The sequence below is a fragment of the Nitrospirota bacterium genome (genome assembly GCA_037386965.1).
Lineage (GTDB): Bacteria > Nitrospirota > Thermodesulfovibrionia > Thermodesulfovibrionales > JdFR-86 > JARRLN01.
On record JARRLN010000001.1, the window covers coordinates 17,513 to 42,194 of the forward strand.

22 protein-coding genes and 2 tRNA genes are annotated in these 24,682 nt (G+C 60.6%); 13 read left to right on the forward strand and 11 right to left on the reverse strand.

All coding sequences use genetic code 11. The features are described from left to right. Positions 1-41 precede the first annotated feature (41 nt). The 4 genes from purN to P8Y39_00100 form a co-directional block, all read right to left on the reverse strand. Positions 42-692: a phosphoribosylglycinamide formyltransferase gene (purN, locus tag P8Y39_00085; GenBank protein MEJ2190731.1), complete on the reverse strand. Its 651-nt coding sequence runs from the start codon at positions 690-692 to the stop codon at positions 42-44. Then, positions 689-1,159 carry an N-acetyltransferase gene (locus tag P8Y39_00090; GenBank protein ID MEJ2190732.1) on the reverse strand — a complete coding sequence of 157 codons (471 nt, stop codon included), beginning with the start codon at positions 1,157-1,159 and terminating at the stop codon, positions 689-691. The genes purN and P8Y39_00090 overlap by 4 nt, the downstream gene beginning before the upstream one ends. A 311-nt stretch (positions 1,160-1,470) precedes the next feature. Next, positions 1,471-2,847, reverse strand: coding sequence for a diguanylate cyclase (locus tag P8Y39_00095; GenBank protein MEJ2190733.1), 1,377 nt, complete (start codon positions 2,845-2,847; stop codon positions 1,471-1,473). Then, positions 2,825-3,760, reverse strand: coding sequence for an exopolyphosphatase (locus tag P8Y39_00100; GenBank protein ID MEJ2190734.1), 936 nt, complete (start codon positions 3,758-3,760; stop codon positions 2,825-2,827). The genes P8Y39_00095 and P8Y39_00100 overlap by 23 nt, the downstream gene beginning before the upstream one ends. 52 nt (positions 3,761-3,812) lie before the next feature. Between P8Y39_00100 and P8Y39_00105 the strand changes: the two genes are divergently transcribed. The 7 genes from P8Y39_00105 (at position 3,813) to P8Y39_00135 (ending at position 12,165) form a co-directional block, all read left to right on the forward strand. After that, a complete protein-coding gene (locus P8Y39_00105) occupies positions 3,813-5,174 on the forward strand; it encodes a sigma-54 dependent transcriptional regulator (GenBank protein ID MEJ2190735.1) in 1,362 nt (453 codons plus the stop codon). A gap of 222 nt (positions 5,175-5,396) precedes the next feature. Beyond that, positions 5,397-6,152, forward strand: coding sequence for a YebC/PmpR family DNA-binding transcriptional regulator (locus P8Y39_00110; GenBank protein MEJ2190736.1), 756 nt, complete (start codon positions 5,397-5,399; stop codon positions 6,150-6,152). Beyond that, positions 6,152-7,534 (forward strand): bifunctional UDP-N-acetylglucosamine diphosphorylase/glucosamine-1-phosphate N-acetyltransferase GlmU, encoded by a 1,383-nt coding sequence (glmU, locus tag P8Y39_00115; protein ID MEJ2190737.1) that lies wholly within the window; start codon positions 6,152-6,154, stop codon positions 7,532-7,534. The genes P8Y39_00110 and glmU overlap by 1 nt, the downstream gene beginning before the upstream one ends. Before the next feature lie 5 nt (positions 7,535-7,539). Continuing rightward, entirely contained in the window at positions 7,540-9,366 is a 1,827-nt protein-coding gene (gene glmS / locus P8Y39_00120) for a glutamine--fructose-6-phosphate transaminase (isomerizing) (GenBank protein MEJ2190738.1), read from the forward strand. Positions 9,367-9,410: 44 nt separating this feature from the next. Beyond that, positions 9,411-11,513: a DUF3553 domain-containing protein gene (locus tag P8Y39_00125; protein ID MEJ2190739.1), complete on the forward strand. Its 2,103-nt coding sequence runs from the start codon at positions 9,411-9,413 to the stop codon at positions 11,511-11,513. A 2-nt stretch (positions 11,514-11,515) separates the two neighbouring features. Continuing rightward, positions 11,516-11,803 (forward strand): Asp-tRNA(Asn)/Glu-tRNA(Gln) amidotransferase subunit GatC, encoded by a 288-nt coding sequence (gene gatC / locus P8Y39_00130; protein MEJ2190740.1) that lies wholly within the window; start codon positions 11,516-11,518, stop codon positions 11,801-11,803. 5 nt (positions 11,804-11,808) lie between these two features. Further along, positions 11,809-12,165, forward strand: a complete 357-nt coding sequence (locus tag P8Y39_00135) for an aspartate 1-decarboxylase (protein MEJ2190741.1) — start codon at positions 11,809-11,811, stop codon at positions 12,163-12,165. Here P8Y39_00135 and ribD read toward each other — a convergent pair. Beyond that, on the reverse strand, positions 12,122-13,231 hold the full coding sequence (ribD, locus tag P8Y39_00140) for a bifunctional diaminohydroxyphosphoribosylaminopyrimidine deaminase/5-amino-6-(5-phosphoribosylamino)uracil reductase RibD (protein MEJ2190742.1): 1,110 nt from the start codon (positions 13,229-13,231) through the stop codon (positions 12,122-12,124). The two genes, P8Y39_00135 and ribD, sit on opposite strands and share 44 nt — an antisense overlap. 77 nt (positions 13,232-13,308) lie before the next feature. On the opposite strand from ribD, the gene thrS reads away from it, so the two are divergent. From thrS to pheS, 5 genes are read left to right on the forward strand one after another with little or no spacing between them, the layout of a single operon-like run. Further along, a complete protein-coding gene (gene thrS, locus P8Y39_00145; GenBank protein ID MEJ2190743.1) occupies positions 13,309-15,267 on the forward strand; it encodes a threonine--tRNA ligase in 1,959 nt (652 codons plus the stop codon). 4 nt (positions 15,268-15,271) lie between these two features. Next, positions 15,272-15,772 carry a translation initiation factor IF-3 gene (gene infC / locus P8Y39_00150; GenBank protein MEJ2190744.1) on the forward strand — a complete coding sequence of 167 codons (501 nt, stop codon included), beginning with the start codon at positions 15,272-15,274 and terminating at the stop codon, positions 15,770-15,772. Positions 15,773-15,787: 15 nt separating this feature from the next. Continuing rightward, complete coding sequence (gene rpmI / locus P8Y39_00155; protein MEJ2190745.1) at positions 15,788-15,982, forward strand: 50S ribosomal protein L35; 195 nt, start codon at positions 15,788-15,790, stop codon at positions 15,980-15,982. A 32-nt stretch (positions 15,983-16,014) separates the two neighbouring features. Further along, positions 16,015-16,374 (forward strand): 50S ribosomal protein L20, encoded by a 360-nt coding sequence (gene rplT / locus P8Y39_00160; GenBank protein ID MEJ2190746.1) that lies wholly within the window; start codon positions 16,015-16,017, stop codon positions 16,372-16,374. Then, positions 16,374-17,384 carry a phenylalanine--tRNA ligase subunit alpha gene (gene pheS / locus P8Y39_00165; GenBank protein MEJ2190747.1) on the forward strand — a complete coding sequence of 337 codons (1,011 nt, stop codon included), beginning with the start codon at positions 16,374-16,376 and terminating at the stop codon, positions 17,382-17,384. The genes rplT and pheS overlap by 1 nt, the downstream gene beginning before the upstream one ends. Here pheS and P8Y39_00170 read toward each other — a convergent pair. Beyond that, a complete protein-coding gene (locus P8Y39_00170) occupies positions 17,381-18,280 on the reverse strand; it encodes an isoaspartyl peptidase/L-asparaginase (GenBank protein MEJ2190748.1) in 900 nt (299 codons plus the stop codon). The genes pheS and P8Y39_00170 overlap by 4 nt on opposite strands. Positions 18,281-18,671: 391 nt before the next feature. Here P8Y39_00170 and P8Y39_00175 point away from each other — a divergent pair, with 391 nt between their 5' ends. Next, positions 18,672-19,661, forward strand: a complete 990-nt coding sequence (locus P8Y39_00175) for a PEP-CTERM sorting domain-containing protein (protein ID MEJ2190749.1) — start codon at positions 18,672-18,674, stop codon at positions 19,659-19,661. Positions 19,662-20,170: 509 nt separating this feature from the next. Here the strand turns inward: P8Y39_00175 and P8Y39_00180 are convergent. From P8Y39_00180 to P8Y39_00200, 5 genes are all read right to left on the reverse strand, one after another. Next, complete coding sequence (locus tag P8Y39_00180) at positions 20,171-21,982, reverse strand: tetratricopeptide repeat protein (protein MEJ2190750.1); 1,812 nt, start codon at positions 21,980-21,982, stop codon at positions 20,171-20,173. A gap of 163 nt (positions 21,983-22,145) precedes the next feature. Further along, positions 22,146-23,240, reverse strand: coding sequence for a VWA domain-containing protein (locus tag P8Y39_00185; GenBank protein MEJ2190751.1), 1,095 nt, complete (start codon positions 23,238-23,240; stop codon positions 22,146-22,148). 653 nt (positions 23,241-23,893) lie between these two features. After that, a tRNA-Arg gene (locus P8Y39_00190) sits at positions 23,894-23,970 on the reverse strand. Positions 23,971-24,007: 37 nt separating this feature from the next. Next, a complete protein-coding gene (locus P8Y39_00195) occupies positions 24,008-24,511 on the reverse strand; it encodes a DUF2155 domain-containing protein (protein ID MEJ2190752.1) in 504 nt (167 codons plus the stop codon). 44 nt (positions 24,512-24,555) lie between these two features. Continuing rightward, a tRNA-Ser gene (locus tag P8Y39_00200) sits at positions 24,556-24,649 on the reverse strand. Positions 24,650-24,682 lie beyond the last annotated feature (33 nt).

Consider the following 24,682-nt stretch of genomic DNA (forward strand, 5'->3'; position numbering starts at 1 on the left):
GACTCAAGAAAAACCCGGACATCCCCGCAGGCAGTGGACAATCAGAACCCTTCGGGGGGGTTTGTCAGAGTGCCGGCCGGGCTCGCGGAGCCCCTGGCGAAGACCTTTCGCCCCGCGACCTCAAGACGGCCTTCCGCAAAGAGGCGCACGGCCTCTGGGTATATCCTGTGCTCCTGGGCGAGAATCCTCGCGGAGAGGCTCTCTTCCGTATCCCCGTCCAGGACCGGGACGGCGGCCTGTATGATGATGGGCCCGGTGTCCACGCCCTCGTCGACGAAGTGCACCGTGCACCCCGATACCTTCACCCCGTACTCAAGCGCCTGCGCCTGCCCGTGCAGCCCCGGAAACGACGGCAGAAGCGCCGGATGGATATTCATCACCCGGAGGGGAAAGGCCTCCAGCAGGGGTTTCCCCACCACCCGCATGAAGCCCGCCAAAAGCACCAGGTCCACGTTCCGCCCCGTGAGCTCCCGGGCTATGCGCCCGTAGAAGGCGTCCCCGGAGGCGAACTCCCGGGGGTCGATGCAAAGCGACTCCACGCCGTGCCTTGCGGCCCGCGTGAGGGCGTAGGCATCGGGGTTGTCCACGATGAGGAGGACCACCCGGGCCTCGAAAAGACCCCTGTCCCGGGCGTCCAGTATGGCCTGGAAGTTCGACCCCCTGCCGCTGGCCAGCACCCCGATATTTATCACCGGGCCCCCTGGCTGCCGAGCTCCAGGACAACGGCCGTCTCGTCGCATTCCGGAAACTTGTGGCACTTCAGGCAGTCTCCCCAGACCTTGTGGGGAAGCGCGGCCTTGTCCACGACCCGAAAGCCGAACCGCGTGAAAAACTCCGGCTGGTAGGTGAGGGAGAAGATTCTTCTGACGCCCAAGTCCCCGGCCTCCTGGACGGCCCTTTCGAGGAGAGCCTTCCCTATCCCTTTCTTCTGATGTCCTTCACGGACGGCCAGGGAGCGGATTTCGGCCATGTCCTCCGAGACCACATGCAGGGAGCAGGTCGCGGTGATTTCCCCGTCCTCCTCCACCACCAGGGCGTCGCGCAGGTTCTCGTAAAGCTCGTTGAGGGAGCGGGGTATCATTTCCTGCCGCTTGGCAAACTCGTTGATGAGCTTCTGGACCTCCTTGATGTCTCCTGTCCTTGCGGGCCGTAACGTCACTGCATCTCCTTTGAGACTCTCTTTCCTCTCCGCGCCGGGAGCGCAAGCAGGTCTCCCCCGGAGCCTTTCCTTCATGTCACGCATGTGGTTTCATAGGGCCGGGGCACCGCTCTACCCTGGACGCCGAGCCCCCCGACAGGGCTTCCGAGCCCTCCGACAGGGCTTCCGAGCCCCCCCGACAGGGCTCACGAAGGGGAAGAAACCCCTCCGTCAAGGCCTTTTGCCGTCTCTCGATTGACGGCGTCTCCGCCTTTTCTCCAAAATCCACGGAGACGATGCGCCGGCTCTCGCGGCCATTGCCCGGGAGCCCTTTATGCGCCTTCTTTCTCGAAGCACCGGACCTGTTTCTTCCCCGCGGCCTTGGCGGCGTACATGGCCATGTCCGCCGCGTACAAAAGCCCCTTGGCATCGAAGGCGTCCCCGGGACATGAGGCCACTCCGCCGCTGACCGATATGCGGACCGCTTCGTCAAGGAATGTCACCTTCTCCACGGCTTCCTTTATTCTGTTGGCCAGGACGTAGGCCTCCTCCTTCGTGGTGTTCGGTAATATTATAATGAATTCCTCCCCTCCGTAGCGCGCCACGACGTCCGTCTCCCGGGAGGACGCCTTCAGGACGCCGGCCACGTCCTTCAAAACGTCGTCGCCCGCCTGATGGCCATAGGTGTCGTTCAGGGACTTGAAGTCGTCGATGTCGAAGAGAACGAGGGAAAAGGGCGTGGCGTAGCGCTCCGTGCGTGCCACTTCGGCATTGAGGACGGTGTAGAAATAGCGGACGTTATAAAGCTCCGTCAGGGCGTCCGTGACCGCCAGCATCTCGTTTTTCCGGAAGAAGCGTATCTTCTCGGCTATGAGCGAAATGTTATTGCCCACCAGGGAGAGAAGGGAGGCAAAGTCGAAGTCGAACTGAATCTCCACCCTGCTGGCCAGCGCCACAAGGCCCATGTTCTCCTCGCCCACCCTGAGGGGGATGACGATGCAGAAGGCAATGCCCTCCTTTTTCAACGGCTCGGGCATGTCGTTGTACCCGGCCTCAAGCACATAGAGGGGGTCCCCGGCCTCCAGCGCCTGCCGGTACAGGCTCTCCAGCTCGCCCTGCTCCAGTGCATCCCGGAACTCCCGTGACAGCCCCTCGGAGCTCTTCACCCTGAACCTGTCGTCCTCCACGATGACAATCCACCCGAGGTTCAGGTTCGTTATGATGAGGACCTTCTCGATGAGCTCGGTGTAAACGTCCTCCATGTTGCTCGAGGAGATGAAGGCGCTCGAAAGGGTGTTCGTTATGATGAGCTCCTTGCTCCGCTTCACGAATTCGTTCTCCAGGAGCACGTAGGACGACACGTCGCGGAAGACGACGCCGAGGTTGCGGACTTCGTCTCCCGTTATGATGGGGGTGATGAGGACGTCCAGGGTCATGTTGCCGTAGGATATGCGCTCCGTCTCTTCCTTCCGGTGCAGGACGCATGCGCTGATGGTGTTCCAGAGCTCCTTCATGGGCTCGACGTCTCTGCAGTCGCGCCCGCGCAAGCTTGATGGTTCCAGGTTGGCCAGGGCGGAAAAGGCGCTGTTGGCCTCCAGGATGCGCCCGTCGCGCGAGAGGATGGCCACGGGGTCCTTCATGTAATCGATGAAAGGAACGGTAACGCTCCTCTCACCCAGAATGCGCTCAAGAAAGCTTATGGGACGCATATTCGAGCCTGAGAAGGACTCCTTGCAGGAGCCCGTGGTCGCTGATAACAACCCTGCGGAAATTAAGCATTTCCATGACTGTAATTGTAAGCAGGATGCCCGGTATAATCAAGTCCTCTCGGCCGGGCTCAAGCCCCTTGACCCGGACCCTCTCCGCAAGAGGCAGAGAGGCCAGACGGGTGGACATCCGCCTCAGCCTCTCAAGGGATATCTCGTGGCCGTGGACCTTCTCCCGGTTATACTCTTCAAGGGCCAGGTCCATGGCGGCAAGGGTCGTGGCGGTGCCTGCCGTGCCCACAAAAACCGTCTCCGGCAGAAGAAGGTCCTTAAAATGCCGGGCGAGGTTCCGGGCCACCCGCGCGGCTTCCTCGTCCAGTGCCGCAAGCTCGCCCGGACGAGGCGGGTCCGACCGGATGAACCCTTCGGCCATCTTTACCACGCCGGCCGGCACGGTAACTCTTTTCACAAGCTCCGGCCCCCGGCAGAACATCATCTCCGTGCTCCCTCCCCCGATGTCCGCGATGAGGACGGAGCGCGGCGTGCGAAGCGAGGACGTCACCCCCAGGGCCGTCAGCTCGGCCTCCTCCTCGCCGCTGACGACTTCGATATCGATTCCCGCGGTTTCCTTCACCATGCGCAGGACCTCCGCGCGGTTGGCCGCCTCGCGCAGGGCGCTCGTCCCCACGGCCCTGTAGCGGGCGACACCGTGCGCCTCCATGAGTGAGCGGTACTTTTTCAGGACCTCCAGGGACAGGGCAAGCCCTTTCTCCCCCACCCTGCCGGTCCGGCCCATTTCGCCGCCCAGCCGGGTGATGTCCCGTTCGTAGAGGAGGGGCTCCACGCTGCCGCCCTGAAGCGTGCCGATGAGAAGGCGCAAGGTATTGGAGCCGATGTCCAGCGCGGCACTGCTCATGGCGCAATTATAGCGCAAGATGGGCGGAACGCTATGGTAGAATATGCGAAATATGCAGACAGTCCTCATTGTCGAAGATAAGGACTCCATGGCCCGCATGCTCAAGGAAACCCTGGAGGCCGAGGGCTACAGGGCCCTGACAGCACAAAACGAGGCCGAGGGTCTTCGAAAAATCAAGCAGGAGTCCTCCGACCTTATTCTTACGGACCTGAAACTCCCCGACGGCGACGGGCTTCGCATCCTTCGGGCTTCCCGGGAGGAAAACCCCCTGAGGCCCGTTATCGTCATGACCGCGTTCGGCTCCGTGGAGACGGCCGTGGAGGCCATGAAGGAAGGCGCCTACGACTTCATAACCAAGCCCTTCAACGTGGAGCACCTCCTGGTGCTCATACGAAGGGCCACGGAGAACCAAAGGCTCCTGACCGAAAACATCCTTCTCAGGGAGGAGCTGGCCTCTCACCTGGGCCTTCCCACCATCATAGGGCGGAGCGAGGGCATCCAGGACCTGGCCCGTAAAGTCCAGAAGGTCGCCCCCGCAAGGACGACAGTTCTACTTCTGGGAGAAAGCGGCACCGGCAAGGAGCTCTTCGCCCGGGCGGTCCACCACCTGAGCGGCCGTAAGGACTACCCCTTTGTCCCGGTCAACTGTGCCGCCATCCCCAACGACCTTCTGGAGAGCGAGCTTTTCGGCTACGAGAAGGGAGCCTTCACGGGGGCGGAGTCGCGCAAGCTCGGGAAGTTCGAGCTTGCCCACGAGGGAACCATATTCCTTGACGAGATAGGGGAGCTTCACCCCTCCTTGCAGGCCAAGCTCCTGAGGGTCCTGCAGGAGGGCGAGGTGGAGCGCGTCGGCGGCACGAAGGCCGTCAGGGTGGATGTCCGCGTCGTGGCGGCCAGCAACAGGGACCTCGAAAAGGCCGTCCAGGAGAAGGCGTTCCGCGAAGACCTCTTCTACCGCCTCAACGTCTTCCCGCTGAGGATTCCGCCGTTGAGGGAAAGGCCCGAGGACATCCCCCTTCTGACGGAATACTTCGTCAAGAAGTACGCCAGGGAGCTCAAGATGCCCGAGAGGACCATTTCCGGGGAGGCCGTGGGAATGCTCCAGGGCTATCGCTGGAAGGGAAACGTCCGGGAGCTCGAAAACACCGTAGAGCGGGCGATGATTCTCGCCGAGGGCGGCCGCATCGAGCCCGAGCACATCTCCCTTGCCCCCGACGGTGCGCCGGGACTTTTTCCAGGGGCTCCCGGGGCTTCCCTGGATGAGGTGGCCCGGTTTGCCCTCCGGCAGGCGGAGACCGGGCACATTCGTCGAGCCCTCCAGGAGTCGGGCGGCAATAAGAGCAAGGCGGCCCAGAGTCTGGGGGTCAGTTACAAGACCCTCTTGACGAAAATAAAGGACTACGGTATCCGGTAGGCCGGAGTCGCCTTTTAAAGGCCCTGTCCCCGGGCGGCGGCGTGCGGCGGCTGAGTTTCTATCGGGATTCTATTGAAGCGGAGGGGCTTGACAGGCTATTATAGAAGCATCGCCGGCGAATGTTCCTCATGGCCGGGAGGGGGGAAATTCCCGCCATGAGCCTCGGCAGCATCGAGAGAGTGCAGTTTCGCCAGTAGCCTTGAGGAGGTCTCAAAGCACGCCATGGCTGGCCATTCCAAGTGGGCGCAGATAAAGCACAAGAAGGCCCACACCGACGCCAAGAGGGGCAAGGTTTTCACCAAGATCGTCAAGGAGCTCTCCGTTGCCGCCCGCATGGGAGGCGGCGACCCCGACGGCAACCCCCGCCTCAGGCTCGCCATCGATAAGGCCAAGGAAGTCAACATGCCCCAGGACAACATCAAGCGGGCCATCATGAAAGGCACCGGCGAGTTGCCGGGCATGTCCTACGAGGAGGTCCTCTACGAAGGCTATGGTCCGGGCGGAGTCGCCGTCTACATCGAGGCCCTCACCGACAACAGGAACCGCACGGTCTCCGAGGTGCGGCATATCCTCTCCAAACAGGGCGGAAGCATGGGCGAGAGCGGCTGCGTCGCCTGGCTCTTCGACAAGACGGGCTATATCCTGGTGGAAAAGAGTGCCGCCGGCGAGGACGACCTGATGAGCGTGGCCCTGGAGGCCGGGGCGCTGGACATGAAGAACGACCCCAACGAAGAAAGCTACGAGGTCCTCACCGCCCCGGAGGACATGGAGTCCGTGCGGGAGGCCGTCGAGAAGGCCGGCATTGAGGTCGCCCTGGCCGAGGTCACCATGCTTCCCAAGAGCTACGTTACCCTGGATGAGAAGCAGGCGGAGCAGATGACCCGGCTCATGGAGGCCCTGGAAGAGAACGACGACGTACAGAACGTCTATGCCAACTTCGACATACCCGAAGAAGTAATGAAAAGACAAGCGGTCTGATGGGCCCTCCGGGCGACAGAAGCCTCTTCTGCGTGGTGCTTGCCGCGGGCTTGGGCACGCGGATGAAGTCCTCGCTTCCGAAGGTTCTGCATCCCCTCATGGGAAGGCCCATGCTGGAGTATCCCCTCCATGCCCTGAAAGCCCTGCGTCCGAAGAGGACCGTCCTCGTCGTGGGCGTGAATGGGCGGGCCGTGCGCGAGGCCATCCGCCCTCCCCTCCCCGTGGAGTATGCCACCCAGGGCAGGCAGCTCGGCACCGCCCATGCCGTGCGGGCGGGCCTGGAGCCCCTGGGCGCGCTCCGCGCCGGAACCGTCCTGGTTACCAACGGCGATACCCCTCTGATTACGGCGGGCACCCTCCGGAAGTTCCTCTCGGCCCACGCGCGTGCGGGAAACGCCGTCTCCGTTTTATCCTTCACCGCCCGGGACCCCTCCTCCTACGGACGCATCGTTCGCGGCGGGGGTGACGTGAGGATCGTGGAGCAGAAGGACGCCACCCCCAAGGAGCGGAACATCCGGGAGGTCAACAGCGGCGTCTACGCCATAGAGGTCCACACCCTCCCCTTCCTTGAGAAAATAAAGCTCAACAGGAAAAAAGGGGAATACTACCTTACCGACCTGGTGTCGGTGGCCCTTCGGGCGGGGGCGCGTGTGGGGGTTTTCCGCCGGGGGGAGGAAGAGGAATTCCTCGGGGTCAACAGCCGGAAAGACCTCCTGCGGGCCCAGGGCGTTCTGAGAGAGAAGACCGTGGCCCGCCATGTCGAAAAGGGCGTCGCCTTCATGGACCCCGGTGCCGTGTACATCGACCCTCTGGTGAGCATCGGTTCGGACACGCTCATCTACCCGAACGTCTACCTCATGGGAGACACGCGGGTGGGCAGGGGCTGCACGGTCTACCCCAACGCGCGTATAACCGACAGCGTCATAAGAGACCGCGCGGTTGTCAAGGACAGCACGGTCATTGAGAAGTCCGTAGTCGGTGCCGGTGCCCAGGTGGGTCCTTTCGCTCACGTGCGCCCGGAAAGCCGCATCGGGGAGGGGGCCAGGGTCGGCAATTTCGTCGAGCTGAAAAAGGCCGTTTTGGGCAAGGGCGTCAAGGCCGGCCACCTGAGCTATCTGGGAGATGCCGTCCTCTCGCCCGGCGTCAACGTGGGCGCGGGAACCATCACCTGCAACTACGACGGCAGGAAGAAGCATCCCACGGTTATCGGTGCGGAGGTCTTCATCGGCAGCGACACCCAGCTCGTAGCTCCCGTCAGAGTCGGCAAGGGGGCCTACATCGGGGCGGGCTCCACCATTACCAGGGACGTCCCCCCCTTTGCTCTGGCCGTCAGCAGGACGGCCCAGAAGACCATCCCCGGCTGGGCGAGGAAAAAGAGGTAGCGCGCATGTGCGGCATCATCGGATACGTGGGAAAGAGGGACGCCATCACGGTCATCGTGGAGGGCCTCCGGCGGCTGGAGTACAGGGGGTATGATTCCGCCGGCGTTTCCTTCCTGAGCGACGGGAAAATCCACGTCAAACGCTGCAAGGGCAAGATAAACGACCTCAGTGAGCGCTTGAGGGGCGTGGAGGCCCACTGCACCGTGGCCATCGGCCATACCCGGTGGGCCACCCACGGCAAACCCTCCGACGAAAACGCCCACCCCCACCGCTCCGGCGGCATCGTGCTGGTGCATAACGGCATCATCGAGAACTACCACGAACTGAAGAGGTCCCTTGAGGCCGACGGCTTCGTCTTCACCTCCGAGACCGACACCGAGGTCATCTGTCACCTCGTGAACAAGCACTCCGGGGGCCGCACGCTGGAGGAAGCCGTCCGGAAGGCCCTTGTCGAGGTGCGGGGCGCTTACGCCATCGCCGTGATGAGCGAGGATGAGCCCGGTAAGGTCGTGGCGGTGCGGAAGGACAGCCCCCTGGTGGCCGGGGTCGGCGAGACGGACTTTTTCGTCGCCTCCGACATCCCCGCCTTTCTCAGTTATTCGCGGAATGTGGTCTTCCTTGAAGACGACGAGATGGTGGTCATGACTAGCGGGGGCATAGCCTTCAGCAACCTCGAGGGGGAGCCCCTCCGGCGGGAGCCAACCCGCATCGCCTGGAACGCCTCCATGGCGGAGAAAGGCGGCTACAAGCATTTCATGCTCAAGGAGATATTCGAGCAGCCCCGCGCCCTGGCCGACACCATCGCCGGACGCGTCAGCGCCGAGACCGGCGAGGTCAACCTGGGGGAGTTTCACCTTACGGAGGAGCTTCTCCGGGAAGCGGAGAAGCTTTTCATCGTGGCCTGCGGGACCTCGTGGCATGCGGCGCTGGTGGGCAAGTACCTGATAGAGGCCCTGGCCAGGGTGCCGGTGGAGGTGGATATCGCCTCGGAGTTCCGCTACAGAAGCCCCATCATAGGAGGGAAGAGCCTCTTCGTCTCCATCACCCAGTCGGGGGAGACGGCCGACACGCTGGCAGCCCAGAGGCTCGCCAGGAAAACGGGCGTGCCCGTCCTCAACGTCTGTAACGTCATCGGAAGCACCTCCTCGCGGGAGGCCGACGCCGTCTTCTATACACGCTCAGGCCCGGAGGTGGGGGTGGCCTCCACGAAGGCCTTCACGACACAGATGGCGGGCCTCTATCTGCTGGCCGTGGCCATGGGCAGGGCGCGGGGGGTGCTCGCTCCGGAGGACTGCCGCGGGCTCGTCAAGGAGCTGCTTGCCATGCCCGACAAGGTGGAGACCGCGCTCCAGGGTGAGAAGGACGTGGAGGCCATCTCCCGGGAGCTGCAGAAGAAGAACGCCTTCCTTTACCTCGGCCGGGGCATCAACTACCCCATAGCCCTGGAAGGGGCGCTCAAGCTGAAAGAGATATCCTATATTCACGCCGAGGGCTACGCCGCCGGAGAGATGAAGCACGGCCCCATCGCCCTCATAGACGCCGGCTATCCCGTCCTGTTCCTGGCGCCTCGGGACGGGCTCTACGAGAAAGTCATATCCAACATGGAGGAAATAAGAAGCAGAGGCGGAACCATCATTTCAGTGACGACGGACACCGGCGGGGACGACAGCGGCCTGGCCGCCTTCTCCCTCGCGGTGCCGGAAGCCTCACCCTTTCTTTTACCCATTCTTTTTGCGGTCCCGCTTCAGCTTCTTGCATATCATATAGGCGTTCTCCGGGGATGCGACGTTGACCAACCGCGGAACCTTGCGAAAAGCGTCACCGTCGAGTGAAAAGTGGATAATTTTTAAGACGATTTGTTAGAATTTATGAGGGGATGATGTCGAAATCTATTCTGGAAGGGTTGAATCCTTCTCAAAAGGAAGCCGTCACCCACAATGGGGGACCCCTGCTCATCATCGCGGGAGCCGGCAGCGGCAAGACGCGGGTCATCACCCACAAGTTTGCCTACCTCGCGCAGAAGTCTTCTCCCAACACCATTCTTGCCGTCACCTTCACCAACAAGGCCGCCGGGGAAATGAAGGAGCGCATCGGCGAGCTCAGCAGGAAAGACCTCCGTGGCGCCTGGATAGGTACTTTCCACTCCCAGTGCAACAGGATCCTTCGCAAGGAGATCCAGCCCCTGGGGTACAAGAACGATTTTTCCATTTACGACGAAGAGGACCAGTGCACCCTCATCCGGCATATCCTGAAGGAGTTCAAGATATACGAGGCGCTGTACAGGGGGATTCTCTCCCGCATCAGCGCCTTGAAAGCCGCAGGCGTCACGCCGGAGGCCTTTCTGGCCGATGGCGACGGGTTCGGTTTCGAAGAGAGGCTGGCCCGGGTGTACGTGCGGTATCAGGACGAGCTGAAGCGCTGTAACGCCCTGGATTACGACGACCTCATCATGCTCACCGTCCGGCTCTTCCAGGAGAACCCCAGGATACTGGAAAAATACCAGAACAAGTTCAAGCATGTCCTCGTGGACGAGTTTCAGGACACCAACTCCTCCCAGTACGAGCTGGTAAAGCTCCTGGGCCGCGCAAGCAGGAGCCTGGCGGCCGTGGGAGACGACGACCAGAGCATTTACGGTTTCCGGGGCGCCAGCGTCATGAACATCTTGAACTTCGAGAAGGACTTCCCCGATGCCGCCGTCGTCAAGCTCGAACAGAACTATCGTTGCACCAAGAACATCCTTGCCGTCTCGGATAGCATCATAAAGGACAACGACAAGCGGAGGCAAAAGACCCTGTGGTGCGACCGCGACCCGGGCGAACTGGTGCGCCACTGCTGGTTCGGCTCCGAGGACGAAGAAGCCAAATATATCGCAAAGCTCCTCAAGGAGCTGTACCTCAAGGGCCAGTACGACTACAGCGACTGCGCCGTCCTTTACCGGATAAACGTCGAGTCGCGCGCCCTGGAGGACGCCCTGAGGCACGAGCGCATCCCCTACCGGGTGGTGGGCAGCGTCAGCTTCTACCAGAGGAAGGAGATAAAGGACATCACGGCGTACATGCGCCTGGTCCTGAACCGGGACGACAACGTGAGCTTGAGGCGGGTGGTAAACGTCCCGCCGAGGGGCATCGGCGCCTCCACCCTGGCCAAGGTCGAACAGGTGGCGAAGAAGAAAAACGGGAGCCTCTTTGCCGCCATAAAGGGCATCGTCAAGGGCGGCTCCCTCATCTCCTCCACGAAAGAGAAGCTCAACGGCTTCGCAAGCGTCATCGAGGACGTGGCCGCCGGCAGCTACAAAAACGCCGCAGACATGCTCCGCAATATCTATATCAAGACGGGCTACTCGGACTACGTTGACGACGACAGGGCCGAAAACGTCAAGGAGCTCATCGAGTCCGCCGAAGGGCGGGACATAAAGGAGTTTGTAGATTCCCTCTCCCTGGTCACCAGCCTGGACGAGGCGGGTCCGGAGGGTTCGGTCTCGCTGCTTACCCTGCATGGCGCAAAGGGCCTTGAGTTTCCGGTCGTCTGTCTCTCCGGCCTGGAGGAAGGGGTGGTGCCCTACTTCAAGGCGGAAACACCCCAGGAGATAGCCGAGGAGAGGCGGCTTCTTTACGTGGGCATGACCAGGGCCAAGGACATGCTGGTGCTGACGGGGGCCGGCCGGCGCAGGCTTTTCGCGAAGGTCCAGGAACAGGAGCCCTCGCGGTTTCTGGGCAGCCTGCCCGATGTCTGCTGCCTCCGCATAGAGAAGCGCCCCGAGGCCCTGGAGGACTTCGGCTCGCGGCGGGCCCGAAAGAAGGCCTTCAAGCCCGTGGGACTCTACAAGGTGGGGGCCCGCGTGCGGCATCCCAAGTGGGGAGTGGGCGTCGTGCGGGACTGTTACGGAAACGGTGACGACCAGAAGATAACCGTGAACTTCCCCTCCATCGGGGTCAAGAGGCTGGCGCTGAAGTTCGCCAACCTCGAAAGGGTCACCTGAGGATGCCCATAACGCGGGACGACGTCATGTATATCGCCCGCCTCTCCCGGCTGGCCATTACCGAGGAGGAGGCCGCAATGTTCGAGGGCCAGTTGGGCGATATCCTGGCCTACATGGAGAAGCTCGGGGAGCTGGACACGGAGGACGTCGAGCCCACCTCCCACGTGCTTGAGCTGGGCAACGTCTTCCGCGAAGACAAGCCGAGGCCGTCGCTTCCGGTTGACGAGGTCCTCGCCAACGCCCCCGACAGGGCGAAGAACTTCTACCGCGTCCCCAGGATCATCGAATAAGACATATGCTCCGCCCCATGCTCAGGGCCAAGATACACGGGGCCACCGTCACCCGTTCGGACCTTCGCTACGAAGGGAGCATTACGATTGACGCCGGCCTTCTCGAGAAAGCCGACATACGGCCGTACGAGCAGGTGCAGGTGAGCAACCTCATGAACGGGGAGCGCTTCGAGACGTACGTCATTGCGGGCGGGGCCGGGGAGATATGCCTCAACGGTCCCACCGCCCGGAAAGGCGCGGTGGGTGACAAGCTCATGATATTCGCCTACTGCCTCCTGAGCGAGGAGGAACAGGCATCGCATGCGCCCCGCATCTTCGTCATGGACGAGCAGAACCGGGTGAAGCGGGAGGGGAAGCTTTAGACATCCGCGGCGGATAGGAGACCCTGCCCTGGATAAGGATGTCTTCGCCGACCCGCCGCACCTGCAACCGGTCGAGGCGGCAGGCCTCGCCGAGGCGCCTGAAGGAGGAGCCGCCAACCGGGGTGAAAGCCGTCCTTCCCCCTATGACCGTGGGGGCGACGAAGACCATCGCCTTGTCCACAATCTCCTCCTCGAAGGCCGAGGCGTTCAGGCTGGAGCCGGCCTCGATGAGCACGGAGACGATGTTCCGTCTGCCCAGCTCCTCGATGAGCCATCTCAGGCTCAGGCGTCCCTGGAAAAAGAGAAGCTCGATACCCCTCGTCTCGAGCCCGCGGGCCTTCTCGCCCCGGTTTCTCGTGACCAGGAGCGTGGGAGGCGGCGTGCGGAGCACCCGGGCGTCGGGAGAGACCTCGAGGTCCGGGTCCACGATGACGCGCAAGGGATCCTCCCCTCCCGGCACCCGGGCGGTGAGCTCCGGGTCGTCGGCCCGCACGGTGCCGATGCCGGTGAGGATGGCGTCCACCTCGTCCCGCACCCTGTGCACCAGCCGGCGGGCCGGCTCCCCGGTTATCCATTTGGATTCCCCCTCCGGCGTCGCTATCTTTCCGTCCAGGGTCATGGCGGTCTTCAGGATGACGAAGGGAAGCCCCGTGGTGATGAACTTCTCGTAGGCCTCGTTCAGGGCGCGGGCCTTCTCTTCGAGGAGGCCCGTTTGGACTTCTATGCCCGCCTCGCCGAGCTTGCGCACCCCTTCTCCGCGCACCCGGGGGTTGGGGTCCACCATGGCCACCACCACCCGGGCCACGCCCGCCCTGATAATGGCGTCGGCGCAGGGCGGGGTCTTCTTGTCCAGGTGGCTGCAGGGCTCGAGGGTGACATACAGGGTGGAGCCCCGGGCCCTCTGTCCGGCCTTCTCCAGGACCAGGGCCTCGGCGTGGGGCGAGCCGGCCCTCCTGTGGAAATCCTCCGCAACGACCTGCCCACCCCGGGTGAGAACGGCCCCCACCATGGGGTTGGGGCTCGTCCTGCCCCGGGCCCGGGCGGCCAGCCGGAGAGCCTTCCTCATGAGCAATTCGTCGCGCACGGTTAAGGATAACACAGGGACATTCTGAGATTGAAATATGCCGTGAATTCATATATATTATGATGTTGCACCGAAAAGCGGTCGTTTCCCCTCCCCGTGGAGAGGGGCCCCAAGGAGGACCGGAGATTAAACTCATTTTCCCCGGCGGAGAGGTCCAGGCCGAGGACCTCTCACAGGCCGAAAAGGAGCTGAAGAAGGGAAAGGCCCTGGCGCTCAGGGCCGACGGTGAACTGTACGACCTGAGCGAGGTCTCCCGGCTGTCCGGGCGCGGGGCCGTGGAGGTCCTTACCTTCGAGAGCAAAGAGGGACGGGAGGTCTACCGCCACAGCACCGCCCACGTCATGGCCCATGCCGTCAAGGAGCTTTTCCCGGAGGCGAAGCTTGCCATCGGCCCGGCGACGGACGAGGGCTTCTATTACGATTTCGATATGGACCGCCCCTTCACGCCGGAGGACCTGGAGGCCATCGAGAAAAAGATGGCCCACCTCATCAAGCGGAATACCCCCTTTGTCCGGAAGGCCATGAAGAGGGAGGACGCCATCGGGCTTTTCGAGGAAAAGGGGGAGCCCTACAAGGTGGAGATCCTCCGGGAGATAGAAGACCGGGAGGTCTCCCTTTATGAAGAGGACGGCTTCATCGACCTGTGCCGGGGCCCCCACCTGCCCTCCACCGGAAGGGTGCAGGCCTTCAAGCTCCTGAGCATCGCCGGAGCCTACTGGAGGGGAGACGAGCACAACAGGATGCTTCAGCGCATCTACGGCACCTCCTTCGCCGACAAGAAGGGACTGACGGAGTATCTGGAGTTCCTCGAACAGGTCAAGAAGCGCGACCACCGGAGGCTTGGCCGGGAGCTCGACCTCTTCAGCGTGAGCGAGGACATCGGCCCGGGGCTCATCCTCTGGCACCCCAGCGGGGCCATCATCCGGAAGACCATCGAGGACTTCTGGCGGGAGGAGCACCTGAAGGCCGACTACCAGATTCTCTACACCCCGCATATCGCGAAGCTCGACCTCTGGGGGCGGAGCGGACACCTGGACTTCTATAGCGAGAACATGTACTCCCCCATGGAGGTGGAAGGACAGCCCTATGAGGTGAAACCCATGAACTGTCCTTTCCACATCATGGTCTACAAGAGCTCCCTGAAGAGCTACCGGGACCTCCCCGTGCGGTTCGCCGAGCTGGGCACGGTCTACCGCTATGAGCGCTCCGGCGTCCTGCACGGGCTTCTCAGGGTGCGGGGGTTCACCCAGGACGACGCCCATATCTTCATCCGGGAGGACCAGGCGGAAGAGGAGGTCCAGCGAGTCCTGGACTTCACCCTTTTCGTCCTGAGGACGTTCGGTTTCGAGGATTACGACATCTACCTCTCCACGCGGCCCGAAAAATACGTGGGCACAGGGGAGCACTGGGAGCTTGCCACCGGGGCCCTGGAGGCGGCTCTCCGCGACAAGGGCCTTCCCTACGAGGTGGACCCGGGCGAGGGGGTCTTTTACGGGCCGAAGATAGACATCAAGGTCAAGGACTCCCTGGGGAGGGCCTGGCAGTGCAGCACCGTGCAGGTGGACTTCAACCTGCCGGAGCGTTTCGACGTCACCTACAGGGGGGCCGACGGCAAGGAGCACCGGCCCATCATGGTCCACCGGGCCCTGATGGGCTCCCTGGAGAGGTTCTTCGGCGTCCTCGTGGAGCACTATGCGGGGGCCTTTCCCCTCTGGCTCGCCCCCATGCAGGTGGAGATACTCACCATCGCGGACCGCCACGCGGAGTATGCCGGCGCTTTGGCCCGCTTTTTGAAGGGCCGGGGAGTGCGCGCCGCGCTCAGAGCGGAAAACGAGAAAATCGGCTATAAAATCAGGCAGGCCACTATCGCAAAGGTCCCGTATCTGGTTATAATAGGGGATAAGGAAGTGCAGGAAAACAAGGTTACCGTCAGGAAGCGGACCGGTGAGAACATCGGGCCGTTTTCGTTTGACGAGTTTTATTCCCTGCTTCGGGAAGAGATACAACTGAGGAGGTGAAGGCATAAGCAAGATTACTCGAATAAACGAGAGAATACGGGTCCCGGAAGTCCGGCTGGTGGACGAGGAGTCCAAACAGGTCGGCATCGTGCCCACCAGGGAGGCCCTGAGGATAGCCAGGGAGAAGGACCTGGACCTTGTGGAAGTGGCCCCCGGCGCCAAGCCTCCTGTCTGCAAGATCATGGACTTCGGGAAATATAAATATCAGCAAAGCAAGAAGCAGGCGCAGAAGAAGGCGCCCGAGCTCAAGGAGGTCAAGCTCCGCCCCCGTATCGACGAGCACGACCTGCAGTTGAAGGTGCGCAACATCAAGAGGTTTCTCGACGCGGGGCACAAGGCCAAGGTCTCGATGTTCTTCAGGGGGCGCGAGAGGGCCCGTCCGGAGATGGGCATGAAGGTGTTCGATAGGGTCATGGAGCTTCTGGACGGCGATTACAACGTCATACAGAAACCCAGACACGAAGGCAACAGCATCATCATGGTGCTGGCCCCTTCGTCCAAATAAAGGAAGGAGGACGAAATGCCGAAAGCGAAGACCCACAGGGGAGCGGCCAAGCGCTTTCGCCTGACGGGCAGCGGGAAGCTGAGGAGAAACAGGGCGTACAAGAGCCATATCCTCACTAAGAAAAGAGCGAAGCGGAAAAGGCGCCTGAGGCAGCCCGCCCTGGTCTCTGCGACCGAGGAGAAGGCCGTCCGCAAGCTCCTTCACCTGTAAGACGCCGATAGAAAGCGACCAAGGAGGAATAGATGCCACGGGCACGAGGGGGGTTCAAGACCCGCAGACGCAGAAAGAAAGTCTTAAGCAGGGCCAAGGGTTTTTACTCGGCGAAAAGCCGCAATTTCAGGAGTGCTACGGAAGCCGTGGACAAGGCCCTGCGCCATGCCTACGCCGACAGGAGGGCGAAGAAGCGCGAGTTCAGGTCCCTGTGGATAGCCCGCATCAACGCCGCCGCACGCCAGGAGGGGCTGACCTACAGCCAGTTGATGAAGGGGCTCCGGGACTCCGAGATTCTCCTGAACAGGAAAGTCCTGGCCGACATGGCCTACCGCGACCCCGAGGCCTTCCGGGCCCTCGTGGGCACCGCCAGGGAGAAGCTCGCGTCCTGATGAACCTGACCGCCCTCAGGGAGGAGTTCGGACAGGACATACGGCAAGCCCACTCGACGCAGGACCTGGAGAGGCTCCGGGTCAAGTATCTCGGGAAGAAGGGCCTGGTGACCGAGCAGTTCAAGCTGCTGGCCGAGATGCCGCCCGGGGAGAAGAAGGCCTTCGGCAAGGGGGTCAACGACCTGAAGACCCTCGTCGCGGAGGAAATCTCCTCCCGCAAAGTGCAGCTCAAGGACAAGGAGCTCGGTGAGAAGCTCCTGGCCGAGAGCGTGGATATCACCCTGCCGGGCAAGTATCGGCCTTACGGCCGGGAGCATCCCGTCAACCAGACCATGAACGAGATCATCGGGATATTCTCGAGCATGGGCTTCGGCGTGGAGGAAGGCCCGGAGGTGGAGACGGACTACTATAACTTCGAAGCCTTGAACATCCCCAAGGACCACCCCGCCCGGGACATGCAGGACACCTTCTACATCAGCGACGAGGTGGTTCTCCGCACGCACACCTCTCCTGTGCAGGTACGGGTCATGGAGCGGAGCACCCCTCCCCTGAGGTTCATCGCCCCCGGAAAGGTTTACCGCTGCGACGCCGACATCTCCCATACGCCGATGTTCCATCAGGTGGAGGGCCTGATGGTGGGCGCCGACATTTCCTTCAGCCACCTGAAGGGCGTCCTGGAGGCCTTCGTTCATGCCTTCTTCGGGCCGGAGGTGCCGGTGCGGTTCCGCCCGAGCTTCTTCCCCTTCACCGAGCCCTCCGCGGAGGTGGACATCGGGTGCACCTTCTGCCGGGGCCGCGGCTGTCGGGTCTGCAAGGCCTCGGGGTGGATAGAAATCCTGGGGGCCGGCATGGTCAACCCCAGGGTCTTCGAAATGGTGGGCTACGACCCGGAGCAGTACACCGGCTTTGCCTTCGGCATGGGGGTGGAGCGCATCGCCATGCTCAGCTTCTCGGTGGACGACATCCGCCTGTTTTACGAAAACGACGTCCGCTTCCTCGGGCAGTTCTAAAGGCCCGCGCCCCTCGCGGAGCCCCCGACGCGCACGAAGCACTCCTTCACCGTAAGGCCGTCCCTCCCGACATATCCCCCGGCCATGTACTTCGTCGTGTGGATGATGGCCGGCCTTCCCCTCGCGTCAATGGCGATGACCCCGCCCTCGCCGCCCATGCGGGTAAGCCTGGTGAGCGAGCGCGCTGCGGCCTCGCGCAGGGTCAGGAGGAAAAGGCTCATGCATATTTCCTTGCCCAGGCAAAGGCGCAGGATGTGCTCGCCGGAGCCCGTGCAGGCCACCGCACCCAGGGCGTTCTCGGCATAAACCCCGGCGCCCACGATGGGGGTGTCGCCTACCCGGCCGGGGAGCATCGCCGCGACCCCGCCCGTCGATGCCGCGGCCGCAAGGTCGCCCCTCCCGTCCCGGGCCACAGCCCCCACGGTGGAGAAGTATTTCTCGTACAGCTCCATGAAGTCCCTGTTCCGTCTCGCCTTCTGCAGGCTCTCTCTGGCCCTTTCGACCGGCGGGGGGAGCGGTGCAAGCCCCTCGGCGCGGGCCATGGCGGCGGCCCCTTCTCCCGCAAGCATTGTGTTGGGCAGGTCCATGGCCCGCCGGGCGGCAAAAACGGGGTTTCTGAAACCCTGAAGGCCGATGACGGAACCGGCCCTAAGCCCGCGGCCTTCCATGACGGAGGCGTCCAGCCTCCGGAGGCCGTCGGCCTGGAGGTTGGCCCCGGCCCCGGCGTTAAACTCCCCGGAGTTCTCCATGAGGGCAATGGTCCTGGTGACGGCATCGAGGGCGGCCCCCCCGGCTTTGAGGATGTCCCAGCCCTCCCGAAGAGCCTCCGACAGCGCCTGTAAGGCTGCCCCGGAGGGCCTCTTCTCCCCCGCTCCACCGTGGACCATGAAGACCATGCACGCTCCTCCTCATCTTCATCCTACTACAGGGATTCACGCGGGGGAACGGCACTCCGCATATGTCTTCCCGTTTGTCTCACATTAGAAAGATTAAGCCCTATCTGTTACTGATTGTAATCCTTCCCATAGACCGTTAAGAATTCCATAATCTTCTGTCGGAATTATTTGCAAAAATACACCCCAAGATAAGCAAGGATTCAGAAATCCCCATAAAAACAATGCTTTTATATAAGGCATATATTTTGCTTTTACAAAATTTCAAGGGGATGTGGTCATCTAATTAAGACAGAGAGGAGGGCGTCAAGGAATCCTTGCGGGACAGGCACCTGTAAAAGGGCACGAATATTGCCTGCTCGATTCTTAATAAGACCAGCGAAAGGAGGTCTCCATGAGAAGAGTCGCTATCATAGCGACGTTGTTCATGTTGTTAGCATGGACGGGCATTGCCTCGGCCCTGCCGTACACACAGGGAAACGTTTTCGTATCCCTCCGGGACGGGACGGTCCAAGAGTACACCCCCACCGGAACCCTGGTGCAGACCCTCAGCACGCCTTCATCTGGGGAGTTGACGGGTTCGGCCTTCGATTCGAGCGGCAACTTTTATGTGACAGCAGGGTTCTCGCTACAACCCGCAGGTGGTATTTACAAATTCGATTCCAGCGGCAACCTGGTGTCGCCCTCCCCATTTTTCACGAACCCTTCTGTCAATGGCTCGACCAATGAATCTATCCTGTTCAACATAGCCGGGATGGCACTGTCGGGGACGGCCGACGGAGACAGAACTGTCAACCTGTTTGATCCCAGTACGGGTGGAAATCCTGTCACCCAGTACAGTGTCGCGACGCAGGACCGGGGGAGCGACTGGATCGATCTTGCAGCCGACCAGACGACCCTCTACTACACCTCAGAGGGCTCCAGGATTCTCAGGTACGACCTCGACACCAGCACGCAACTGACAGATTTCACCAACGAGGGGTTTAACCTGTTTGCCCTCAGGCTTCTTTCAAGCGGGGGGATTCTGGCCGCCGACACTAATAAGGTCCTTCGGTTCGACAGCAGCGGGAACGTTGCGCAGACGTACCTGCCCGGTTCCGGCTTGCTCTTCGCCCTGAATCTCGACCCGGATGGCACCTCCTTCTGGACCGCGGAATATTATACAGGCGACATATACAATATCGACATCGCCACCGGCACCATCCTTAACCAATTTGATATCGACCAGGGAATCAGCGGACTGTCGGTCTACGGCGAGATAACCCAAGGCGGCGGCGGCGGAGGAGGAGGGGGTGGAGAGCCCATTCCCGAGCCTTCCACACTATTTCTTCTCGGCAGCGGGTTCCTGGGGCTTGCGGCGTTCAGAAGGCGATTCAGAAGATAGGCAGCATTATGTGACATCCGCGACTTCTGGTACACTGGCGTGATCGCCATAGGGCGCTCCTCCTGTTAATAGTCTAACGACATTGGATGGGAGGAGCGCCCTTCTTTATCCCCGCTTCAATTTCACCTAATCACCTGACGGCTGTAATTCGCATGAGCTTGTTTTTCACTCAGAAAGATGCCAGTGCCATAAGGTGGGTGTCTTTAGAGACATGAGAATTAAGTTTGGTCGCCGCTACTGTGCCTTCTTTTTGGAAGGCCTCCACATCTCTTCCTCCTGGCGACACGCCCCCCTCCGCCATCTGCCGGTTGCCCAGTGGTTGTTAAAAAAGGCCCCTCTGAAAGGGGCCTTTGGAAAAAGTAACTTTTTTATGAAGTTGTGGCGCGCCCAGGAGGATTCGGTATCAAGGTGACACTGAGCTGGTGGAAGGCGGCCGGAGTCTGACCGGCAAACTCCCATCTATCCGCTCTTTACCGAAGGGCAATCCTTGTTCTGTAAGGATCGGCTGTTCAGGGAAGACGTTTGAGGAGTCTTTCCGCTTCCTTCGCCTCTTTGAAATCCCGAGAGATCGAGAGAGCCTTCTCTACGCTGCGCCGTGCGGCCTCCGCGTTGCCCGAGGCCCGGTACGCCTCGGCTAGGTGATAAAGGATGGTTGGGCTATTCGGCGACAGAGAGGTCGACTTCTCGAGTGTATCCAGGGCTTCCTTTGTCCTGCCAAGCTTGAACAGAACCCATCCAAGGGTATCAAGAATCATGGCGTTTTCGCCCGCCGAGGAGGCGGCCCTCCGCGCCATCATCAGGGCTTGGTCGTTGTCCCCTCTTTCAAGCTCTAGCATCGCCAGGTTGTTGAGGGCGTACACATGCTGGGGATCATTTGCAATGATATCCCGATACATCTTTAGTGCACGGAGTTTGTCCCCCGCGTCCTGGTAGAGGGCGGCAAGGTAAAACATGTCATCGGGATTATCGGGGCTGGCCTTCCGGAGCTGTTCTGCGGCCTCGATTGCCTTTTTCAGGTCGCCTTTCCGTACGTACGTTACGCTCAGGGCCTTGAGAATCAGCGGCTCACTCGGGGCAAGCGAGAGAGCTTTGCCAAGTTCATCGAGTGCAATATCGTATTTCTTGACATAACCGTAAAAGAGGCCAAGTTCGTAAAAAGACAAGGGTGAGTCCGGAAACCTCCGGGACATTTCCTTGAATGTCTCTTCGGCGAGGTCCATCTGGCCAATCATCTGATACGTTGAGCCGAGCAAGTCGTAAATTTCAATACCCGCGTTCCCGGAGCCCACTATTTCAGTGTAAATCTTTATCGCTTCTGCGGGTTTTTCCTCGCGGAGGTACACATCTGCAATCCTCTTCCGGGCAAAAAGTGGATCAGGGCTTAGGTCTGCGGCCCGCTTGTAGCACCGCAGCGCTTCTTCGTATCGTCCCATCGCAAAGAGCGTCTCTCCAAGCTGGTAATGTCCGACAGACCACTCAGGCTTTATCTCTGTTACTTTCTGTAGTTCCGCGAGGGATTCCTGGTATTTCCCCTTTTCCCTATATGCCATCCCTAGCGGAAGGCGGGCCCTCTCCGTGTCGGGTTCGAGTTTGAGGGCGGTCTTAAAATGGTCAATGGCTTCGTTCACCCTGTCCGTGTTCAGATAAGCGGAGCCAAGCACGATATGCGCCGTGGCACCACCTTTATCTCTGGTAATGAGTCCCTCAAGCAGCGCAATGGTCTTTTCGTACATCCTCGAAAGGTTATAGAGCCGCCCCAGGTTTACCTTGACTCCTACATACTCGGGTGGTGTCCCCCTTATGCCTTTTCCATAATGTTCGACGGCCTGCTGATACTTACCTTCGTCCTCGTATATCAGCCCGAGCCTTTGGTGGGCTCTCCGGTTTTGAGGATTTATCTTGATGGCCTGGAGGAATTTCTCTTTAGCTTTCTTCTGTTGGCCCTGCGCCATATAGATGTCGCCTATCTTGGTGATGGCTGAATCCGCGGAAGGGTCCAGTTCAACGGCCCTTTTAAGGGCCTTGAGACCTTCGTCAACCTGTCCCTTCATGACCAACGCGGCCCCGAGGATTTCCTGGGCGGGGGCAGAGCCGGGGTCGTCTTTCAGCACTTCCCGGACCTTCTTGATTGCAGCATCGTATCGACCATGGTTCAGAAGGGCAAGGGCCTCAGCCAGAGACTTCTGCCCAGGAAGAACCTGTATCTGTTCGGGGGTTATGTCGATTACCGGGAAGGCCTGAGAAACCGCGATGTCAAATGTCAGGGATGCAATCGCCCCCGCGACAAACATGCACAACCAGAATAATGCTCTCCTCGTCATTTTCAACCCCCTGCCTTTTCAATAGACCGTCTTTTAAATTATCTCGAAGTCCAGGAAAAAATCAACGAAATGAATGCATCACCGGCAAACAGGGGGTCCGGCTTGAGCGGGGAAAAAGCAGGCACGGGTAATTGACCCGTGCCTGCTCGCCTTGATGTTCAATTTACTTCCCGAACTTCATACTTCTCACACCGACAAGACCTAAAAGACCGACTCCCACCAGCAGAAAAGTTGCAGGCTCCGGCACGGCGGCTGCTGCGCCACCCACCGTAAATCTGTCGCTTTCTATGGCAACAATGCCCCCGTCAACGAGCGCATCAATGCTGAAAGCATGCGTTCCGGCTTCAAGACCGGTAAAGGTTACATCAAAGGCAAACGTCATGTCGGTGTCACGCGAGAAGTCACCCAGATAAGACGTAGGGCTTATGGAGACGCCTACGCCCGGCAGGTTGCCATCCGCCATCAGGGACACCTCGCTATAGGACGCAAAGACGGACGCCAGGGCGTCATCGATCACGGTGACGATCTCACCCGAAGTCACACCGCTGAACAGGTCGCCTCCGGTGGCGTCGGTGATGGCAGTCGCCTGACCGGTAGAGTTCAAACCTCCCAGGTCGATTGCCTCCACAACAACATTCTCCGCAGTGAGAGAACCGATGGCGTCAGAAAGCCCTATATCGGATGGATATGAGGCCTCCAGGTCCCCGTCATGCCCCGGAGCATCGCCGAACCAGACGACTATCTTTGTAGCGTCGTCCCGCCAACTGGTCGTGGTGGCCACTTGGTCAAGCGCATAAAGGTTGGCCTCAGGAGTGTCGCCGCCACTGCCAGCGACTGCGTCCAGCGAACCGATTGCGCTTTGCGCTGCGGTGGCGTCCGTCGTGATATCCTGGACCAGCTCGTAGGCTACATCGCCCGGGAGGCCGTAAGGAGACACCGGAAAATCCTCGTAGTCGCCCACGCCGAACGCCACGTCCCCCAGCCCCGAGGCATTTGAGAGAATCGTGGAGGCGTTGGTCTGCGCGGAGGATATCAGTGGAGCCATGCTTCCCGTGGTGTCAAACAGGAAGAAGACGTCCACCTTTGCCGTTGTGACGTCCGAGGTTACGGTCACCGTCTTTTCAACGGTGAGGCTCTCACCCACATCGATAGACGCTGAAACCGAAGCCGGGCTGATGGTGTCCGCTAATGCGACGTACGGCAATGCCAGAAGAAGCGCAACACAGAGGGTGAGCAAAAGCTGCACCTTTCTTCCCATTGCTACTTTTGGTCCTTTCATTTCTTTTCACCTCCCTTCCAGGTTTTTCGGTTTATCGGGAATCGGACCGATTACAAGCAAAAGACGTGCCCATTTAGAACATCCGGATTTTAAATGATAGTTTTCTCAACGTCTGTGGGCTAAACTATCTTTTGTAAAATCCTCCGACACAAAATTCGAGAAAGTTTACATATCATAGGCCGTATGAATGATGGTCATAATTCGTTAATGGTAGGTGCAGCTTGAGATGCGAATCTGTTGGGAAACCATGACATTCACGATAGGAAATCCCGCAACCAGGCGGAACCGGACATTGAGCACCTCAGAGTACCTTTTTCGGAGGGCGCAAGGTAGTCAACGTTATCCCAGACTTGATGCAGGTCCATAACCGGAGAAAGCGGCGCGACGGTGCCGGTCCGTGCGCCACCAGCCGGGAGTTTTCAGCCATGCGCCGTATGTCGGCTCTCGCATTTTCGAAGGTACGACGTGGTCAGTGGGTCAGACCTCGGGGCCGCCTCAGAGAGGCTGACGGATGTGCATCGGGAAGCACAAGAAGTCCTCGAACGGAAAGGAGATGGGCAATTTCGAACACACGAAACAAGCACAAAGGGCTCCCGCAAAGATGACCGGAAGCCCGCAAGTGCTTGAAAATATGGCGCGCCCAGGAGGATTCGAACCCCCGACACTCGGATTCGTAGTCCGATGCTCTATCCGGCTGAGCTATGGGCGCAGACGGAAGGAGGGGCTCCGAAGGCCCCCTCCTCTGTTTAGCTTGTGGCCTTGATGCCCTCCTTCAGGGTCAGGGCGTACGTATCATGCTCGAAGGGGTGGATGGCCGGGAACTTCGAGTACAGCCATCCGGTGAATATCTGCTTGTCACCCTCGAACACATCAACATGCACCGCCGGGTTGTTCAGCTCGTTTGAGGCCGATGTAATGGTCGACCCGCTCATCTTGAAGTCGGGAAGGAATTGCCCGACTTCGATCTTCAGGTTCGAGCCCGGGATGGCGTATTCTCCCTCCAGCGGAATGGTGACTTCGTCGGACTTCTTGGTCGTCTTGTTTTCGATAACCAACGTGACCGCCTTCCACTTCCCTGCAACCGATTCGGGGACGACTATCTGCGTCTGCACGGGAGGCATAACGCCATGCGGAGAAGCGGCCTCCCCGCCCGGCTGGCCCGGCTTCGTAATCGGTTCCTCCTTCTGCTTGCACCCCACGAAAGCAAAGACCACGACAAGAGCCGCCAACAGCACCAGAAGTTTTCTCATTCGCCTTCCTCCTGTATAGGTTGCACGCCATGAAGTCCATACGCTGGCGGAGAGGCAGGGATTCGAACCCTGGGTGAGGCTTTTGACCCCACAACCGCTTAGCAGGCGGCTGCCTTCAGCCAGCTCGGCCACCTCTCCTCATTGACCTTTTATGTTATCAGGTATGCGCGC